Source organism: Uliginosibacterium gangwonense DSM 18521, from assembly GCF_000373965.1.
Classification (GTDB): Bacteria; Pseudomonadota; Gammaproteobacteria; order Burkholderiales; family Rhodocyclaceae; genus Uliginosibacterium; species Uliginosibacterium gangwonense.
Window position 1 is genome coordinate 200,044 of the sequence record NZ_KB892834.1, and the last position, 20,296, is coordinate 220,339.

The window sequence follows — 20,296 nt, forward strand, 5'->3', positions numbered from 1 at the left end:
AGAAGGCATGTCTCAAGCGCCTGCATTGCTCTACAAAATCGCAAAGGAATCTTTCCCTGTACTTCGGGGAAAGTACTGTCCGACGTTTGAGGCCGACTGCACTTGGGAGGAGAAGTCGACGCTTCTCAGACGGCGGGCGTCGCCAGTGTACTTCGAGTTCTGGGGAAGCCTTGGCGACTATGCGCGAGAGTTCATCTGCTATCCAGACGTTCGAGAAAGGTACATGGCGTATATCGACCATCATGGATTTGATTGGACTCACCCAAGTGTTGCCTTCCCATTGATCGGAAATATCTGTGGTGACATTCCATTTCCCGATGGCATCGTTCGGTGCAGCGATGCCTTCAACGCCGGGGTCAAATTGGGCTTGCACGAACTGCTTGCCAAGATTGCTGATGAATCTGAAGATGAAGCCCGAAAACTGAGTCCCTTGCTCCAATGGAGCATGCTAGAGGCGACACGGGTCGCCATTGAGATGGCGGAGATTTATCGCACAGCGAAGGAGGTTGACGAGCCTCCACCACCTCTATCGACCGCCCTGGATAAGCGCGCATCATCTACAGTAGAACTTTGCGAGTGGGCAGTGAGGCACTTGATCGGAGGCAATCACCCAGTTCATCAGCGCTGTTTCGAACTAGGGCGTTGGGGCGCTGCGTTCTTCAGCGAGTGGTTAGATGAGTTGGAGCGGCATGCGTTTTTAGTGGCGCACGCTGATGTACTTGCGGATTCGCTGCGTGGGATGTTGGTGCCTATCCTAGCCAAGTTCCAACCCTTCGACATAGAGCCTGAGAGAACGTGTGCGCTTCGGGGATTCTTCCGCAGGATCGAGGTCGATTCAGCGGACACGCTAGCGGCACAGTCACAGCAGATTCGTTCGATTTCAGCATCAGACCTACTCTCTGCGTTTCGGGATCATGGAGCAAGTTGGCTAGATGAAGTCGTGCCAGCTGTCCTGCATACCGTTGGCGAGTTGCCCGACATGGCGCTCGATTGGGGAGGAATGAAGGAGAGCATTCTGAAGATTTTCGAGAGCGGTTGTCGTTGGCCGGCCATCATGCTCAGCCAGAACGGCCGCTACGGAGTGGGCATGGTGGATGAGCCGCTCAGATCATTGTTGGTTCCCGTCCAAGACCCCAATATCGAGGTCTACTTTCTTGACCAGAAAGCTGTGGCGAGTTTTTGGGTCAAGATGACTTGGTCCGAGCTTCAAAATAGGCTGTCACCTTCAACATGAAGAAAGAAGAGCGTACTGCCAATATATATAGCCGAAGACTGGAGTGGATGACCTGAGTTGATTACTCAAGTTGACCGCTTTCGGAAGCAAACCGTGACCTGATGGCAAGGTTGCGACTGGCTGCAACCGCAGCAAAGGAGGCAATAGTATCTCTACCGCGAACGACAGCAACGAGGCGGTTTCTGCCGCTCAGTTTTATCTTGATCACCCAAATCTGATTCCTCACTGAGCTGATCAAACATGACAAAGCGGCAGAGTTACCCGACTTTCCATAGGATGGAAGTTATTTCTATTTCCTATCTCTCGGTTCTCAGAACAGCGCCCCCACATTCAGCAAGGCCAGCACCCCCAGCAGGGCAAAGATGCCTGCACACACGATGTGAACCACCTTGATGGGAACCAGTCGGGTCAGCTTGTCACCAAAGAACACCACAGGGGCATCCGCCAACATCATGCCGGTGGTGGTGCCTGCCACCACCGCCAACAAGGAAGAGCTGTATTTCGCGGCCAGGGCAATCGTGGCAAACTGGGTTTTGTCGCCCATCTCGACCAGGAAGAAGACGATTACCGTGGTCAGAAATGCGCCAAAGCGGGCGGGCTTGGGGTCTTCATCCTCATCGAGCTTGTCGGGGATCAGCATCCAGCCCGCCATGGCCAAAAACGATACGCCGAGAATCCAGCGCATCACGTCCGCCCCCAGGTACACCGTGATCCAATGGCCTACCGCAGCCGCGCAGGCGTGATTGATCAACGTGGCGGCCAAGATGCCCAGGCAGATGGGGATGGGTTTTTGCAGGCGTGCCGCCAGCACCAGGGCCAGCAACTGGGTTTTGTCGCCCATTTCAGAAAAGGCGACGATACCGGTTGAAACGAGAAAAGCTTCCATGATGGGGTGAGTCGAGGCGGGTCGGCAGCGTACATACCAATGACTGCCCCAGCCCGCCAACCCGCGTTGACGCTGAAGCAGTCAAAGGTCTCGCCAAGCACGGCCCCCTGTACCATGACGCGTGGCGTCAAGTCTGTTGATACAGAGCCTTCGTAGAGAAGGAGGCTACTCCCCAGTGACGGCGCGGATTCTATCAGCTTTTGGCTGATTTTTCCTGTTTGCGATAGGCCCAGACCAACATCCCAATACCAATCAGGACCATCGGCAAACTCAGCCACTGCCCCATCGATAGGTTAAAGCGCAGCAAGCCCAGGAAGGCATCAGGCTCCCGCCCGAATTCGGCCAGGAAGCGGAACAGGCCGTAGCCCAGCAGGAAGAGGCCCGAGATGGCGCCCACCGGCCGGGGCTTGCGGGCAAAGAGCCAGAGGATGACGAACAGCAGCACGCCTTCGAGCCCGAACTGGTAGAGCTGCGAGGGGTGGCGCGGCAGGTTGTTGTACTGGTTGAAGACTTCGGCCAGTGCCGGGTTGGCGATTGCCAGCATGTGGTCTGCCTCACGCGCCTGGGGGAACAACATCGCCCAGGGCAGGCTGGCGTCAGCCACGCGCCCCCACAATTCGCCATTGATGAAGTTGCCCAAACGTCCGGCCGCCAAGCCTAATGGCACCAACGGGGCTACAACGTCCCCCACGCTGAGGAAGTGGCGCCCAGTCTTGCGCCCAAATAGCCAGAGTGCCGCCAGCACCCCGAGGAAGCCGCCATGAAAGGCCATGCCCCCTTGCCATACCGCAAAAATTTGCAAGGGATGTTCAAAATAGAACAAGGGTTTGTAGAACAATACGTAACCTAGGCGCCCCCCTAGAATAACGCCCAGCATGCCGTAGAACAGCAGATCATCCAGATCCTTGTCACTCCAGCCCAGGTCGGGACGCTTGCGCAGACGGTACTTGCCTAGCAGGATGAACAGGGCAAAAGCAGTGATATACATCAGCCCGTACCAGTGCACACGCAGAGGGCCGAGTGAAAAAGCGACAGGATCAAATTGAGGATGAATGAGCATGATGCGTGGCTTGGGCTAAAATCGAGTGTTCCAATTGAACCACAATGAAGTGATCGGCGTGATACTACACGCCTTGCACCGGAGATCTCCACCATGCCTGATTATCGTTCCCGCACGTCAACCCATGGCCGTAACATGGCGGGTGCCCGTTCCCTGTGGCGCGCCACAGGTGTCAAAGATACTGATTTCGGCAAGCCGATCATTGCCGTGGTCAATAGCTTCACGCAGTTCGTACCGGGCCATGTCCACCTGAAGGATCTGGGCCAGCTGGTTGCACGCGAGATTGAAGCCGCAGGCGGGATTGCCAAGGAATTCAACACCATCGCGGTGGATGACGGGATCGCCATGGGCCACGGTGGCATGCTGTATTCGCTGCCCTCCCGCGAGCTGATTGCAGACTCCGTGGAATACATGGTCAATGCCCACTGTGCGGATGCCATGGTCTGCATCTCGAACTGCGACAAGATCACCCCGGGGATGCTGATGGCGGCACTGCGCCTGAACATCCCGGTCGTGTTTGTGTCGGGCGGGCCGATGGAAGCAGGTAAGGTGACTGTTGTAGACGCTGGCGGTGGCCAGAAGGTGGTCAAGCTCGACCTGATTGACGCGATGATCAAGGCAGCGGACAAGCGTGTCTCCGACGCCGAAGTTGCCGAAATCGAACGCTCGGCCTGCCCCACCTGCGGGTCTTGCTCGGGGATGTTCACCGCCAACTCGATGAACTGCCTGACCGAAGCGCTGGGGCTGTCCTTGCCGGGTAACGGCACCCTGGTGGCCACTCATGCCGACCGCAAGCAACTCTTCCTGAAGGCGGGCCGCCTGATTGTTGATCTGGCCCGCCGCTATTATGAGAAGAACGATGAGCGTGTATTGCCGCGCTCAATCGCCACTTTTGAAGCATTCGAGAACGCCATGAGCCTGGATGTGGCCATGGGAGGCTCCACCAACACCGTGCTGCACCTGCTGGCCGCAGCGCGTGAAGGCGGAGTGAATTTCACCATGAAGGATATTGACCGCATCTCGCGCAAGGTGCCCTGCCTGTGCAAGGTAGCCCCGGCGACTGACAAGTTCCACATTGAAGACGTGCATCGCGCCGGTGGCGTGATGGGCATCCTCGGCGAACTGAACCGGGCGGGGCTGCTCAATGCCGGCACCTTTACCGTCCACAGCCACACCTTGAAGGGTGCGCTGGAGCAGTGGGATGTGATGCACTCGGGCACCTCAGCCGTGCTGGATTTCTACCGTGCCGCCCCCGGTGGCGTGCCCAGCCAGGAAGCCTTCAGCCAAGCCCAGCGTTACCCCGAGCTGGACCTGGACCGCACGGCAGGCTGCATCCGCGACAAGCGCAATGCCTACTCGCAAGATGGCGGGCTGGCGGTGCTGACCGGCAACATCGCCCGCAATGGCTGCATCGTGAAGACAGCCGGGGTGGATGAATCCATCTGGAAATTCACCGGCAGGGCCCGCGTGTATGAGAGCCAGGAAGACGCCGTCAAGGGCATCCTTGAGGAAGATGTCCAGGCTGGCGACGTGGTGGTGATTCTCTACGAAGGCCCCAAGGGCGGGCCGGGCATGCAGGAAATGCTCTACCCCACCAGCTACCTCAAGAGCCGTGGTCTAGGCAAGGAATGCGCGCTGCTCACCGATGGGCGCTTCTCGGGCGGCACCTCGGGGCTGTCCATCGGCCACGCTTCACCCGAGGCAGCCTGTGGCGGCGAAATCGGTCTGGTCGAAGAGGGGGACACCATCGAGATCGACATCCCGAACCGCCGCATCCACCTGGCGATCAGTGACGCAGAAATGGCCCGCCGCCGCGAAGCCATGGAAAAACGCGGCAAAGAAGCCTGGCTGCCGAGCAACCGCGCCCGCAAGGTGTCGGCTGCGCTGCAAGCCTATGCCGCGCTGACCACCTCTGCCGATACGGGCGCGGTGCGCGACGTGAACCAACTCAAGCGATAACCCCGCACCACCTCCAGATAAAGGCCCTACGGGGCCTTTATCTTTTTTGGCGCAGGCACTCTAGTTTCTGGCGGTGCTGCCGTTATTGAAGGGGCAGGAGAGACGACCCACATACCAACCCGTGATCTCAAGTCGCCGTGGCCCCGTTCGATAACAGCAAGAACCATTTGCAGGCCTGCTTCATTCGCCTGGCTAAAGATGAACATCTTTGGCAGGGCGATTTGCATGGAGCCTTACGTGATATCACCAGTACCTTGAGCGAGATACTGGAGGTCAGCCGTGTTTCGGTCTGGCTGCTGGATGCTTCGCGCAAGGCGCTGGAATGCCGCCTAGAATTTCGCGCCGCAGATGAAGGGCGCTTTGAATCCGGCATGCATTTCCCCGTGGTGGATCTGGCTGACTACCTGCATCGCCTGGACGAAGAGCGCATCCTGGCGGCAGACAACGCGCAAAACGACCCACGCTTGCATGCCTTCCTGGCAAACCACCTGACTCCCCAGGATATCCGCTCCACACTGGATGCAGCGCTTTACGCTGGCAGCCAGCTCGCCGGGGTGCTGTGCCTGGAGCAGACGGGGATGTCACGTCACTGGAGCAGGCAGGAAGCCGAGTTTGTGCGCTCCGTGGCGGATCTGCTCTCCCAGCTATTGGTCGTGCATGCGCTACGCGATAGCGAGCGCAACTATCGTCTCCTGTTCAATGCAGCGGGCGACGCCATCTTTGCCATCCAGGCAGAACACATCAGTGATTGCAACCTGCAAGCGACGGAACTCTTCGGCTACACCCGAGAGGCCATGCTTGACCAAGCCCTTGATGCCTTTTCCCCGCTCTACCAACCCAACGGGGAACGCTCCTGCCAGAAATTCCTGGCTTATGCCAAAGCCGCCGCAGAGATCGGGCCGCAGGTTTTCGAATGGACCTACCAGCGCGCAGACAAACAGATCTTTGAGGCGGAAGTCGCCCTGTCAACAATGTGCTCCGGCAACGAGCAGCGCATCACGGCCATCGTCCGGGACATTACCGAGCGGCGCCGCACAGAAAGCATCCTACGAGACTCCGCGTCGCAACTGGAGCGGCGCAACCGCGTCCTGCAGGTGGTGGGGGACCTGGCCAGCCGCCTGCACCGCACCACGGACAACCGCCTGATTGCCGAGGCCACCTTGCGGGTGCTCCAACAACTCCAGCGCTCGCCTTTATCACTGTTTCATCTCATCAACCCGGCTACGGGCGAATTCGAGCTACTGGCAGGCAACGGCTTCACCGAAGCCCAGCTCAAAGCCCGCCAGATCATGCCCCTGGGCAACAGCTTGAGTGCCCATGCCCTGGCCGGTCGCCAGATTCTGCGCTGCGTGGATGTTGAAACAGACGATCGCATCGCGCCACCGATCCGCGACCTGATGCTCGCCGATGGCATCCGCTCCATGACTCTGCTGCCCTTACTGTACCAGAGCGAACCCTTGGGCACCATCAGCCTGCAGTTCTTCGCCCATAGCGAAGACTCCGGCGAATTCGAGTTGGAGACATTGCGCGCCATCTGCGAAACCGTTTCCTTGGCACTTGCCAATGCCCGCAATATCCAGGTACTCGAATACCAGGCCCTACATGACTCGCTGACCAGCCTGCCCAACCGGGCCATGCTCCACCGCGCCACCGCCGATACCCTGCGTGCCAACAACGGTAAAAAAGGACTGGCCCTGCTCCTGCTGGACCTGGACAAGTTCAAAGAGGTCAACGATACCCTGGGCCACCGCACGGGCGACCAGTTGTTGAAACTCGTAGCCGCCCGCCTGCAGGCCACGCTGTCCCCCTTCGACGCCCTGCTGGCACGCCTGGGGGGGGACGAATTTGCGATCCTGCTGCGTGACTGCGCGACTGCCGAAACAGCCACCGACATTGCCCACATCCTGGTTGCGGCGCTACGCCAGCCACTGGAAGTAGAGGGCATCTTCATCGAACTCGGGGGCAGTATCGGCGTAGCCGTCTACCCCATGCATGGGGGCACCAGCCACGCCCTGCTGCGCTGTGCCGATGTGGCCATGTATGCCGCCAAGGCCCAAGGGGTGGGGGTGAGCCTCTACAACAACACCTACGACGCCCACAATCCGCGTCGGCTGGCGATGATCACGGATCTGGGCACCGCCATCCGCAACAAGCAGCTCAAGGTCCACTACCAGCCCCGATACGATCTGCAACAACGCCAATGGCGTGGCTGCGAGGCTCTGCTGCGCTGGCAGCACCCTTCGCTGGGCTTTATCCCGCCCTGCGAATTTGTGCAGTTCGCCGAAACCAGCGACCTGATCCGCCCGCTCACCCTGCTGGTGGCGCGGGGGGCAATCGAGCAGATCCGCGCCTGGCGTGACCGAGGGCTGAATATCGCCGTCTCGGTCAATCTCTCCACGCGCAACCTCCTGGATGTCACCCTACCCGAAGCACTTTCCGGGCTGCTGGAAGAATATGGCGTACCGCCTTCGGCGCTGGAACTGGAAATCACCGAGACGGCCCTGATGACTGATCCCGAACGCGCCATGCAGGTGGTGGCCCGGATTGCAGCGCTAGGCATGGCCCTGTCCATTGACGATTTTGGCACGGGCTACTCATCGCTGGCCTACCTCAAGCGCCTACCGCTCCATGCCCTGAAGATTGACCGGTCATTTGTGATGGACATGCTCGATGATGAGCAGGATGCCATCATCGTCCGCTCCACCATCGGGCTGGCCCATAGCCTGGGCCTGCGGGTGATCGCCGAGGGGGTGGAAAACACTGCCACGCTGGAACAACTGCGTGAATTCGGCTGTGACGAGGCGCAGGGATACCTGCTCGGCAGGCCCCTGCCCCCGGAAGCAGCATTTGAACTGATGCAGACCACGGCGGAAGGGAGCGAGGATCGCCCCCAAGCCTAGAATGACAATGTCAAAAGCCGTAAGCCCTGCAACCCGAAGGGGCCTTTGGAAACAGTTTACGATCTGTAACGTGAAGGCGTCAGCCGTGCGCAAAGCGGCGCAGAAACCAGAGTGTATAGTGAGACATGAGGATTTTGAGTCGCGCGCAAACCTCTCCAGGCCAATACGCGCCCTCGCAGCACGATCATAATCAGCTTCATAAAAAAGCCATAACGAGGAGAGGCCAGATGCGGATATCCGTCAGCGCCCTGTTTACACCCGCCATTCGCCGCCTGGACAAACTCAGCTATCCATACAAGCTGGGTCTGGTCGGCATTGGTGCCGTAGTGGCCATCGCGTTTTTCGTCATCTCTTTGCACGTAGCCATGCGTGGCGCCATCAGCGATGCCCGTGATGAACGCCTGGGGCTCAAAGTCTACGGCCCCGTTGCCCAGGTCATGCTGCTTACCCAGCAGCATATGACGCTGGCTGCAGGCGCAGCGGGGGAAGCCACGCTCAAACCGGCCTTGCAGACCAAGAGCCAGGAGATTGACACCGCCATCAAGACCGTTGACGGTCTGCTGGCAGGGGATGCCCACGCACTGGCACTGGAGAAGAGCTGGAAGAATTTCAGCACCGAGTGGCAACAGCTCAAAACCAAGGCCGCCACCCTGCCTGCTCCACAGGTTCTACCCGCCTACCAGAAACTCAACGCTCTGCTGGAAAACTTTATGGGCGATCTGGGTGAGGCCTCCAGCCTGATCCGCGACCCAGAACACGACACCAGCGTGCTGGCCGATATCCTGTTCCGCAAATTGCCGGAGACCAATTTGCAGGCAGGCCGCCTGTATGCCTTGAGCATCATTCCGCTACAAACCCGAGACATGGCTGAAGACTGGCTCAAGGTGGCCCCCCAGCTTGCCAAATCCAGCCGCGCCAGAGCTGATCTGATGGAATCCATCCTGCGCGCGGACACCACCACCCCCACCTTGCAGGCAGCGGGCGCGACAACGCGTGGAAGCATCCAGAGCACAGGGGAGAAAATCGACCAAATGGTCGACCAGGAGATCATCAAAGGGGCTTTTAGCACCGAGGTTGCAAACTTCATCCCCCAAACCTCACAAGCGCTGGCAGGCGTACAAGGCGCAGTCCTCAAACTGATCCCTGACCAAATGCAGCAATTGCTAGATGCCCGGCTCAAGCAATTGGAAGCACGGTTCTGGAACTATTCGATTGGCGCCGCACTGATCGTGCTGGTGCTGTTGTACTTCTCCGCTGGCATGTTCATCACGATCCTACAATCGGTCAGCGAACTCTCATCCGGCGCCCAGCAGATCGCGGAAGGCAACCTTGCCGCGCAGGTCAGTTTCAGCGCACGCGATGAATTGCGGACCGTGGCCGAGCACTTCAATACCATGGTCCGCTCATTTGCGGCCATCATCCGCGAGGTCAACCGCACCGCCGATGGTCTGCTGGAGTCCTCCAGCACGCTGGCAGCGGCATCCAACACCATTACAGCGGGGTCTGAGCAGCAAAGTGAGGCCTCCTCGACCATGGCCGCTGCAATTGAGCAGATGACAGTAGGCGTGGATGAGATTTCCCGCCATGCCAGCACCGCAGAAGAGATTTCCCGCCAGTCCGGCGAGCAATCCACCGCAGGCTGCGAGGTGGTTCGCAAAGCCATCAATGAAATGGAGAACATCGCCACGGCCGTGCGCGCCTCCGCCGACGTCATCAGTACCCTGGGAAAGAATTCTGCCCAGATCAACATGATTGTCAGTTCAATCAAGGAGATTGCAGACCAGACCAATATGCTGGCCCTGAATGCCTCCATTGAGGCGGCACGCGCAGGCGAAGACGGCCATGGCTTTGCCGTGGTGGCCGACCAGGTACGTGGTCTGGCGGAACGTACAACCGAAGCCACACAGGAAATCACAGGCATGGTCACCGCCATTCAGAACGGCACAAGCCGGGCGGTGAAAGCCATGCAGGACGGTGTTGCCTGTGTGCACCAGGGGGTGGAGCTGACCAACAAGGTGGGGACGGCAATGGAGCGCGTACAGGGTGAATCGGGCAAGGTCGTTGGGGCTGTCACGGATATCTCACACGCTTTGCGCGAACAAAGTACGGCCAGCACGGAAATCGCCAAAACCGTTGAAAACATCGCGCGCATGGCCGAGGAGAACCGGGAGGAAGTCACCGTGCTGGGTTCCACCGCAGCCCGGCTGAAGACCCTGTCTGGCCAGCTTGCCAACGAAATCAAACTCTTCCGGGTCTGAGCACCAACTGGGAACCAAGGTGATTGTCATGAAACAGTTTCTTTTCCTGATCTTGTCCCCTGCGGCAGCGCTGCTCAAACGTTTGTCATACCCTGCCAAGTTCGGCCTGATCGGCAGCATGGCCATTCTGGCCATGGGCTTTTTCATGCTGACTCTGGCCATTGAGCTGCGTGCCGATCTCAGTGTTGCCCAACGCGAACAGCAGGGCCTCGCGGTCTATTCGGCCACGCTTGCCGCCTTTGAGCAGACCCAGAACTACGTGGGCCTCGCAGTCGGTGCCAAAGGTAGCGATCCGCTCAAGCCTATGGCGGCGGAAGCCCTGAAGACCACTGATGCGGCATATGCCCGTGTCAATACGCTTGTCTCCCAACTTGGCGGTGACGAGAAACTACAGACGCGCTGGAAGGAGCTTGATGGAATGTGGGCGGGCTATAAGGCCCAGGTCGCCAAATTGGATGTGCGCAGCCTGACCACCGCACATCAGACCCTGACGGGCAAGATGTTCGAATTCATGCGTGAGCTGGGTGACGCCACCGCACTCTCACGCCACCCCAGCACCAAGGGCGCCCATTTGGCTGATGCAGTCATCAACCATGTGCCAGACGTGCTGAACCGTTTTGCCCAGATCCGCAATACCGGCATCATGGTACTGGGGGTGCCGGAACTCAACCGCGAATGGCGCCGGATGAGCACGATGGGTGACGAATTGAACGTGGCCCAAGGCGAGCTGGCCACCTCCATGCAAAGAGCATTTGGCGGAGAAAGCAGCACCGTCAGTGCCGCCACCAAGAAGCTCAGCGCCCAAAGCGATGGCTTCCTCGCGGTGGTGAAACAAAACATCCTCTCTGGCACCCGCAGCATGCCCGCCAAGGATTTTTCCACGACTGCCACCAAGGCACTGAACGACTACACCGCGATGCTTGATGATGAAGTGGTAGGCGAATTGCGTAGCGTGGTGCGCTGGCGCGTGGCTTCACTCTCGCTGCGCTATTGGGGGATGAACCTGATTGCGCTCCTCATGGTGGCGGCACTTGCCTACATCATGATTGCGATCTATCTGGCGATCAACCATTCGGTCAAGGCACTTACCGAAGGCACGCAACGCATCGGGGCGGGGGAACTGAACCATCGCATCACCCTGGATTCACAGGATGAATTGGGGCGGGTGGCAGGCCAGTTCAACAAGATGGTCGACTCACTTGCCAGTGTCATCATGCGTGTGGAGCAGGCCGCCAATGACGTCACCCAGGCGTCGGCAGGCTTGGGCAATTCGGTTGAGAAGGTTTCGCACGGGGCCGGCCAGCAAAGCGAAGCCTCTTCCCAGATGGCGACAACCATCCAGCAGATGACGGTTGGCATCGCGGAAATCGCCCGACTGGCGACAGAAGCCGAGCGTATGTCATCCGAATCCGGCAAGGTTTCCCTGGATGGCGAACAGATCGCTGCAAAAACGACCCTGGAGATTGAGCGGATTGCCGACGCGGTGCGCCAATCCTCCGTGGTGATTGATGATCTGGTCGCCAATTCAGAGAAAATCAGCACGATTGTCAGCACAATCAAGGAAATTGCCGAGCAGACCAATCTGCTTGCGCTCAATGCCGCCATTGAGGCGGCCCGTGCCGGAGACACGGGCCGGGGCTTTGCCGTGGTGGCCGATGAAATCCGCAAATTGGCTGACCGCACCACCCGCGCCACCGAACAGATCACGGCCATGATCCTGAGCATCCAGAGCGGCACCAATCAGGCCGTGGAGGCCATGCGTACCGGTGTGGACCGCGTGGCCGAGGGAGTATCGCTCACACGGGCGGCGGGGGATGCCATGCGCGAAATCCAGAAATCTTCGCAAACCGTGGTGGAGCTGGTGAGCAACATTTCCAGCGCCTTGCGCGAGCAATCCTCTGCCAGTTCGGAAATCGCCTCCGGCGTTGAGCGGGTGGCGGAAAACGCCGAAGAGGTCAGCGCCACCTCCAAGCAGACACAACAGATAGGGATCACGCTGGAAACCCTGTCCCAAGGCCTGAGCGAGCAGATCAGACTGCTGCACAGCGCCTGATTTTCAGGAAGGAAGAATCATGGCAGGTCTGGAAGAATTCATGTGGCGCAGCACCATCAAATGGAGCGACTTGATCGCCACTGCGCAAAGTGTGATCAGTCGCTGGAACACGATCACGGACTTCGTGGTGGTCATGGACACCCGCGAGCATATCTGGACCGTGCGCCATAGCAGCGTTGCGGCCCCCTTCCTGGTGCTGGCGGAAGACTCCATGCGCGGTTCCGTTCCGCGCATCGGCAACCCCATGCCTTTCCTGCTACTACTGGGCATGGCAGTCACCCGACCGGGCTGTGTGGAGCTATCGTTTGCGAATGGTCAGAAAATTGATCCAGGCCGCTTTGAACTGAATGATCTGACCGCGCTGCTCCCCCATGCCACCCACCCAGTGCACCGCAAATTGGCGCAACTGGCCGTCATGGCCACGCCTGCGACACCGGCGGACACACAAGGAAGATCATGAGTAACCGGCTTGCTGACGAGTCTTCACTCTACCTGCAACAACACGCCAACGATCTGGTTGATTGGTGGCCCTGGTGTGATGAAGCCTTGCAGCAAGCCCGTACCGATGGCAAACCCATCCTGCTGTCGATCGGCTATTCGGCCTGCCACTGGTGCCATGTGATGGCCGAGGAATCCTTTAAGGATGAGGAAACCGCCACACTGATGAACCGCCTGTTCATCAACATCAAGGTCGACAGGGAAGAGCGCCCCGATCTGGACCAGATCTATCAGGCCGCCCACATGTTGCTTGCCCATCGCCCCGGCGGCTGGCCGCTGACCTTGGCGCTGACCCCGGAAGGAATTCCCTTCTTTGCAGGCACCTATTTCCCGAAAGCTTCTTCCGGCGGCCTACCCGCCTTTGCCGATATCCTCCAGCATCTGGCACAACTCTACGCCCAGCAGCAGGACAAGCTTGTCGGCATGGCCCCCGTGCTGCTCAAAGCCCTAAGCCAGAGTCTGGCCTTGCCGGCTGAATCCAGCGATACGGACGACCAGACCATCATCCAGACCTGTCTGAGCAACCTGCTCATTAGCCATGACCGGCGCTTTGGTGGCTTTTACGGTGCGCCAAAATTTCCCCACCCTGCCGAACTCGCACTCCTGGCCCGTGCCGCCGATAACTTGCGGCACACCGAAGCCGAGGCAGCACTGCTGCTGAGCCTGCGCAGCATGGCCAATGGCGGTCTCTACGACCACCTGGGCGGTGGATTTGCGCGCTACTGCATTGATGAGTGCTGGATGCTGCCGCATTTCGAAAAGATGCTCGGCGACAATGGCCTGCTGCTCCACCTCTATGCCAGTGCGTGGGCAAGCAGCCACGATGAATTGTTCCGCCGTGTAGTGGAGCAGACCGCAGCATGGCTCCTGCGCGAAATGCACAACCCCGAAGGCGGATTCCACGCTTCAGTGGATGCCGACAGCGAAGGCCATGAAGGCCACTATTACCTATGGGACACGCATGAGGTCGAGCGCCTGCTGCATGCAGAGCAATTGGCCTTGGTGCAGGCCCATTATGGACTGGACAGGCCGCCGAATTTCGAACGGCGACTATGGCATCTGCATGTATCCCGCCCACTGGACGAAGTCGCCCACGCCTTGGCCATCCCGAGCCATACCGCGCGCATGCATATTGACACTGCCCGCACCAAGCTGTTGGCTGCACGTGAAAAGCGCCCTGCCCCGCAGCATGACCACAAGGTGCTCACGGGTTGCAACGCGTTTGTCATTCAAGGTCTGGCCCACGCAGCCGTACTAATGGAACAGCACGAGTGGCTGCAAGCGGCCCAGCACGGAATGGATTTTCTGCGTAACAATCTCTGGCACGAAGGGCGCTTGCTGACGGCTTGGAACGACGGCAGAAGCCAGATACGCGCCTATCTGGATGACCATGTCGCACTTATCCAGGCCTGCCTCACTTTGCTGACAGCAGAATTCCGCCCGCAAGACCTGCAATTCGCCATCACCCTGGCCGAGCATGTGTTGGAACACTTCCAGGATGCTGAAAACGGGGGCTTCTTCTTTACCGCAGACGATGAGCGGGCCCCACTGGTGCGTTTCAAGCCCTGGCACGATGCAGCCAGCCCATCCGGCAACGGCTTGGCCGCACAGTCCCTGATACGCTTGGGGCATCTTACCGGTGAAACACGTTTCCTGGATGCGGCCAAACGCACACTCGATGCGTTCCGCCCGCAAATGCAAACCCATCCTCATTCAGCAAGCAGCTTGGTTTTGGCGCTGGATGACTGGCTGAATCCGCCTGAAACGGTATTGATCAGCGGCACAAACGCCGAAGCCTGTAAGCATTGGCTACGCAATCTGCTTAAGCTCCCCGGTCATACCCGGCGCATGATGCTCATCATTCCAACAGGCAAGGTTTCCGGCCTACCTGCCAGCATCCAGAGCGCATTGCAGATGGAGGTCAGCGCCCAAGTCTGCAAAAACCATCAGTGCCTGCCCACCTTCACACAGCTTGCCTCACTGATTGAAACCCTGGAAAAACCTTTCAATGACCAAGGCATTTAACTAATCGTCATTTCACCCTGCTTGCAGGCGCACCACGAACTCGGCACCACCACCTAGGCGGCAACACGCAAAAATCTCGCCCCCGTGCAGGGCCACGATTTCTTTACAGATCGCCAGCCCCAGGCCCGTGCCGCCTGCCCCGCTGCGGGTCAAGCTGCTCTGCACGAATTTCTCAAAGATCAGATCTTGTTCCCCTTCAGGAATCCCCACCCCACGATCAGCCACCGCGAACTCCAGCATATGATGCTGCACGTCACCTTCTACCTTGAGGTAGGGCGCCATGCGTATATCCATCTGGGCTTCAGGTGGCGAATATTTGACTGCATTGGAGAGCAGGTTGCGGATCACTTGCCCCAGCAACAAGCCATCACCCCTCACAACGGACGTGCCTTCGATATACCGTGCCACGCGTAACTGACGTGCAGCCAGCAACGCCTCAAACTCCGCCAATACCTCGTCCAGCACGTGCACCAGATCAACCTTGTCAAAACGCAATGTCATGCGCCCGGACTCAAGCTTCGAGATATCCAACAAGGAGTCGAGCAAGCCCATCAGGCGCTCGCCACTGCTGACGATGCGTGAAAAATAACCCCGGAGCCGGGCAACGCTCTCCACCGAGGCGCGCTCCTGCCCAATGCGGGCAAAACTCAGAATCGCATGCATCGGCGTGCGCAATTCATGCGACATATTTGCCAAGAACTCTGTTTTGGCAGCATTAGCCTTCTCGGCAGCTTCCTTGGCCTGGAACCAGCGCGTTTCGGCTTCGCGTAAACAAGTAATCTCGCTGGCCATGCCCAGCACGATACGCTGATCTTCAATACCCCTTGTGCATACCTGACGCACCATGAACCAACGCTTTGCTCCATGATGGCTGTTAAACGTGATCTCCCGCTCGTGTACGTCACCATCCTGTGCTTCACGCAGCCATTGTCCTTCGTCACCAGACCGGGCAACAATCTCTGGCGACAGGAAATCCTCTGTCAGATGGCCGATCACGGCTTCCACGGGTTGCTCTACTGCATCCAGATACGCACGATTGACCATGAGATATCTTAATTCGGCATCGCACACAAATAACGGATTGGGTACGCTATTGAAGATCGATTGCAGAAAATCATACGTCCTGCGCTGGAGCTCAAACGCCCGCATGGCCCGATGCTCCGCCTCCCGCCAGAGGCTGACATTGAAATGCGTCCCCACAATAACGGGCCGCCCATCCGCATCCAGGCAGGCCCCCTTTGCGATGATCAGATACACATCTGCACCACTGATCGGGCTGCGCACGCATTCTTCTTTATAGATCGAGCAGCCGCCCAACACGTCCGCATCTTCTTTAATCATGACGCCCGCATCACGCATCGGGGACAAGATGCTGGCGGAATCTGCACCAATCGCAGCCTGACGCTCCACGCCATATTCCTTGGCAAACGCGTCATTGATCATTAGTAGCGTGCTTGAGGCGTCCTTGACGTACACCGGCTCGGGGATCACATCAATCAGACGTTGGATAAAACTCTGGGTCATCTCCCGGCGCTGGACTTCACGCGTCAACGCTTCCTGCAAACCACGCTCTGACATGCGCTGGGGGGTCAGATCAAAACTGGCACAGACGATGACCGGTACGCCATCGATATCTTCACACCGCGCCTTGGAAATCTGCCGATAACGCATGGCGCCCGTCTGTGGATGCGGTTTGCATTCTTCCTTGAAGATCACCTTGCCAGAGAGTACCTCACGATCTTCCTCCTGGGTGGTGTGACCAAAAGCGTCGTCGGGACTCAGTGCACGGAAATGCTGCCCGACGACCTCTTCCTTGCCGCGCCCAAGGCTTGCCGCCAGGGCATCGTTGACCATGACATAACGGCTTTGCGCATCCTTGATGTAGACCGGTTGCGGGATCACATCGATCAATCTTTGCACATAGGCACGCGCCCTCGCGGTACTCTGAGCAAGCACCCTGCTTGTCTGTGCGTGGGCGTCCTCTTCGGCAATACGGCGCAGCACGTGATAGTCCAGATTCCAGCGTGCGGCCTCCAGATTGACGCCGAACACCACGCGCTGATTGTCCTCATCCACAATTGCGGCTTTGGAAATCACCCGATAATGCGTCTTGTTGGTCACCGGGCTGTGATATTCCTCCTGCTTATAGACCCTACGCCCAGCAATGACTTCCAGATCCTCCTGCATGGTCAGCGGCACTCTGTTGCGGTCTACAAACAGTTCCTTGGCAGACAGACCCAGAATCTCGTCCCTGCTCTGATTACGATCAAGGCAAAAAGACTCGTTGACCCACAGGTAGCGCCCTTGCGCATCCTTGATATAGGTGGGCGCCGGTACAACCTCAAGCGCATCCCACAACATGGCCCGGCTACGTTGCAAGCGAGCCTCAAGATCCTCCTGAAGCCTTTTCGATGCAGTCAGGTCTTCAACGCAAAGCAGGCATTGCCTGGACGGCGCAGGGAGCGCCTGCAGACGAAAACGCAGATACGCGGCCTGCCCCGTGGCACTTTTGAGCCAATCTTCAAACTCAAATTCACGCAGAGCAGTAGTATTGAGCCGGGCAAACAGAGAAGTTGGCAGTGGTTCATCGCCCAACAAACGGGCAAATGCCGGGTTACGCGCTACAACAATGGAATTTTCGTCCAGCATTGCCGCAGCATAGGGCAGCACATCAAAGCTGCCTTTCCAGAAGGATAACTCACGCTTTGTTGATTGCAACAATAGGCAGCGCGTGGTGCATTGCCAAGCAATGCACAGCAGAAGATACGCCATCAGACACATTACATATGAATATGCCGACAATGGCGAAAAATGCCCTGCCACCAAGAGTGCCAGCAGGACGGCAATACCTATAAGAACAAACCAGAATGTAGTCCGCATGAAATTTGTGCTTGCTCCACTCAGGCTTGCGCAATGCTATATGGCAGGCATACACGCAGGCGCTATGTGACCTCCTCCAATGGCCCTATTGTGCAGGACTTGCGCCCAGGATTCAAAGCAAAGCTTACGATCGGTTGTGATACATCACCGACCGGAAAAGCCCAAAGGCCAGCAAGTGCTGGCTTGCTGGCCTTTGGATTGGAACAAACGAACTTATCAAAACCTGTTCAGAATCTGTAGCGAGAGGCCGTCAGCGGCGCGAAGAGCAGCACAGACACCGGAGTTTATTCGTATAAATGAGGTTTTCAGAGCAACATTCCTGCACCCACCGTGTTATTGGTACTTTCATCAATTACGATAAAGGCACCGGTCGCACGGTTTTCACGATAGGCATCACCGAACAGCGGCTGCGCGAGTTTCCAGCTGACCTTGGCAATATCATTCATCGCCAGGGTGGTGGCGTCCACGTGTTCCTGCGAATTCACATCCACCTTGAACGCCACGCCGGTCAGCTTGGCCTTGGTGGTACGCGTCGTGTGACGGATCAGGTAGGTGCGGGCGGGTGACAAAGGCGCTTCGGCAAACCAGCACATCATGGCCTCAGTTTCCTTACGTGCCTCGGGCACTTCGCTGCTCTTGACGATCATGTCCCCACGGGAGATATCCACTTCATCTTCCAGCAGCAGGGTGATGGATTGCTCGCTCACGCCTTCTGCCACCGGCTCGCCGCCAATATGCACAGCCTTGACCCGGCTTTCGCGCCCGCTGGGCAGCACCGTGACTGCATCGCCTGCCTGGATCGAACCCGATTCAACCCGCCCCATAAAGCCGCGATAGTCATGCAGCTCCGGGTTGGCCGAATCCTGCGGACGGCAGACGAATTGCACGGGGAAGCGGAAGGCTTCTGCACGCTCATCGGCATCCGTGCTGGAAGCGGATTCCAGCACATCCAGCAGGGTTGGGCCTTGATACCAGGGCATGGTCTCCGAGCTATCCACCACGTTGTCGCCAGTGAGCGCGGACATGGGGATGAACTTGATATCACGATCTTCGCCAAATAGGCCCATCTTCTCAACAAAAGCCTTGTATTCGGCGACGATCGCATCAAATTTTGCCTGATCGTAGTCGATCAAGTCCATCTTGTTGACCGCCACCACGATGTGCGGAATGTTCATCAGATGCGCCAGATAGCTGTGGCGGCGCGTTTGCACCAGCACGCCCTTGCGCGCATCGATCAAGATGATCGCCAGATTCGCGGTGGAAGCGGCAGTCACCATATTGCGGGTGTACTGCTCGTGGCCGGGTGCATCCGCGATGATGTACTTACGCGTACCGGTCGAGAAATACCGGTAGGCCACATCAATGGTAATCCCCTGCTCGCGCTCGGCTTGCAGCCCGTCGGTGAGCAGCGACAAATCCACCGCTTCCATGCCACGCTTCTTCGAGGTCTTCTCGATCTGGGTCAGCGTATCGGTCAAGATCGCCTTGGTGTCATATAGCAGGCGCCCGATCAGGGTACTCTTGCCATCATCCACACTGCCGCAGGTCATGAAGCGCAGCAGGCCGTTGTCTTGAATGTTTTCGTATGCAGACATGATTAGAAATAGCCTTCCTTCTTGCGTTGCTCCATGGATGCGTCCGAGGTCTGGTCATCCAGCCGCGTCGCCCCCCGCTCGGTAATGGTAGTGGTCGCTGTTTCCAGCACGATCTTCTCGATCGTGTCGGCGTCGGATTCCACCGGGGCCGTGCAGGGGATGTCACCCACGGTACGGAAACGCACTTGCAGATCAATCACCTCTTCACCCGGCTTAACCGGTGTGAGATGCGTCACCGGCACAATCGCGCCAGCGCGGCGCACAATCGGACGCACATGCGAGTAATAAATACTCGGCAATTCCAGCTGTTCGCGCTGGACGTACTGCCACACGTCCATTTCCGTCCAGTTGGAAATCGGGAAGGCGCGGATGTTCTCACCACGATGCACGCGGGCGTTATACAGGTTCCACAGCTCGGGGCGCTGGTTCTTCGGGTCCCACTGGCCGAACTCATCGCGGAAGCTCATTACGCGTTCCTTGGCCCGTGCCTTTTCTTCGTCACGACGGGCGCCACCGATACAGCAATCGAACTCAAATTCGGCAATCGCCTCCAGCAAAGTCACAGACTGATGCTTGTTGCGGGATTCATCCGGGCTTTTCAGCACCACGGTGCCGCGCTTCATGGAGTCTTCCACCGAACGCACGATCAGGCGCTCGCCCAGCTCGGCAGCACGGCGATCACGGAAATCCACCACTTCCTGATAGTTGTGGCCGGTATCAATATGCAGCAAGGGGAAAGGGAACTTACCGGGGCGGAAAGCCTTTTCAGCCACGCGCAGCATGCAGATGGAATCCTTGCCACCCGAAAACAGCAGCACGGGGCGTTCGCACTGCCCGGCTACCTCACGCATGATGTGGATGGCTTCAGCTTCCAGCCAGTCAAGATGAGAGAGAGTTTGTTTGCTCAACGTAGTCATTTTCCAGATCTTTCTTCACGCCATTTGTTTG

12 protein-coding genes, 1 pseudogene and 1 riboswitch are annotated in these 20,296 nt (G+C 58.2%); of the genes and pseudogenes, 7 read left to right on the top strand and 6 right to left on the bottom strand.

The window, feature by feature from the left end; all coding sequences use genetic code 11:
* The first annotated feature begins 223 nt into the window (after window positions 1-223).
* A complete protein-coding gene (locus B145_RS26925) occupies window positions 224-1,234 on the top strand; it encodes a hypothetical protein (protein ID WP_157288216.1) in 1,011 nt (336 codons plus the stop codon).
* A gap of 310 nt (window positions 1,235-1,544) precedes the next feature.
* Here B145_RS26925 and B145_RS0100940 read toward each other — a convergent pair whose 3' ends face one another.
* Together B145_RS0100940 and lgt are read right to left on the bottom strand one after the other, a co-directional pair.
* Window positions 1,545-2,120 carry a TMEM165/GDT1 family protein gene (locus B145_RS0100940; protein ID WP_018604518.1) on the bottom strand — a complete coding sequence of 192 codons (576 nt, stop codon included), beginning with the start codon at window positions 2,118-2,120 and terminating at the stop codon, window positions 1,545-1,547.
* Between the two features lie 13 nt (window positions 2,121-2,133).
* Window positions 2,134-2,306: riboswitch (yybP-ykoY riboswitch) on the bottom strand.
* Between the two features lie 7 nt (window positions 2,307-2,313).
* Complete coding sequence (gene lgt, locus B145_RS0100945) at window positions 2,314-3,180, bottom strand: prolipoprotein diacylglyceryl transferase (protein ID WP_018604519.1); 867 nt, start codon at window positions 3,178-3,180, stop codon at window positions 2,314-2,316.
* 93 nt (window positions 3,181-3,273) lie between these two features.
* Between lgt and ilvD the strand changes: the two genes are divergently transcribed.
* The 6 genes from ilvD (at window position 3,274) to B145_RS0100975 (ending at window position 14,873) form a co-directional block, all read left to right on the top strand.
* On the top strand, window positions 3,274-5,139 hold the full coding sequence (gene ilvD, locus B145_RS0100950) for a dihydroxy-acid dehydratase (protein ID WP_018604520.1): 1,866 nt from the start codon (window positions 3,274-3,276) through the stop codon (window positions 5,137-5,139).
* 137 nt (window positions 5,140-5,276) lie between these two features.
* Complete coding sequence (locus B145_RS27120; protein ID WP_018604521.1) at window positions 5,277-8,039, top strand: bifunctional diguanylate cyclase/phosphodiesterase; 2,763 nt, start codon at window positions 5,277-5,279, stop codon at window positions 8,037-8,039.
* A 227-nt stretch (window positions 8,040-8,266) separates the two neighbouring features.
* Window positions 8,267-10,297 (top strand): methyl-accepting chemotaxis protein, encoded by a 2,031-nt coding sequence (locus tag B145_RS0100960; protein WP_018604522.1) that lies wholly within the window; start codon window positions 8,267-8,269, stop codon window positions 10,295-10,297.
* A 28-nt stretch (window positions 10,298-10,325) separates the two neighbouring features.
* The gene (locus tag B145_RS0100965) at window positions 10,326-12,350 is read left to right on the top strand and encodes a methyl-accepting chemotaxis protein (RefSeq protein ID WP_018604523.1); all 2,025 of its coding nucleotides are present in this window, start codon (window positions 10,326-10,328) and stop codon (window positions 12,348-12,350) included.
* A gap of 19 nt (window positions 12,351-12,369) precedes the next feature.
* Window positions 12,370-12,810 (top strand): hypothetical protein, encoded by a 441-nt coding sequence (locus B145_RS0100970; protein ID WP_018604524.1) that lies wholly within the window; start codon window positions 12,370-12,372, stop codon window positions 12,808-12,810.
* A complete protein-coding gene (locus tag B145_RS0100975; protein WP_018604525.1) occupies window positions 12,807-14,873 on the top strand; it encodes a thioredoxin domain-containing protein in 2,067 nt (688 codons plus the stop codon). The genes B145_RS0100970 and B145_RS0100975 overlap by 4 nt, the downstream gene beginning before the upstream one ends.
* Before the next feature lie 12 nt (window positions 14,874-14,885).
* Here the strand turns inward: B145_RS0100975 and B145_RS29575 are convergent, their stop codons facing one another.
* The 4 genes and pseudogenes from B145_RS29575 to cysD form a co-directional block, all read right to left on the bottom strand.
* The gene (locus tag B145_RS29575; protein WP_425425538.1) at window positions 14,886-15,374 is read right to left on the bottom strand and encodes a sensor histidine kinase; all 489 of its coding nucleotides are present in this window, start codon (window positions 15,372-15,374) and stop codon (window positions 14,886-14,888) included.
* Between the two features lie 15 nt (window positions 15,375-15,389).
* Window positions 15,390-17,753: pseudogene (locus B145_RS27125) on the bottom strand (PAS domain-containing protein); the annotation flags it as partial.
* A gap of 305 nt (window positions 17,754-18,058) precedes the next feature.
* Entirely contained in the window at window positions 18,059-19,348 is a 1,290-nt protein-coding gene (locus B145_RS0100985; protein WP_018604527.1) for a sulfate adenylyltransferase subunit 1, read from the bottom strand.
* 2 nt (window positions 19,349-19,350) lie between these two features.
* Complete coding sequence (gene cysD / locus B145_RS0100990) at window positions 19,351-20,265, bottom strand: sulfate adenylyltransferase subunit CysD (protein WP_018604529.1); 915 nt, start codon at window positions 20,263-20,265, stop codon at window positions 19,351-19,353.
* Window positions 20,266-20,296: the final 31 nt, after the last annotated feature.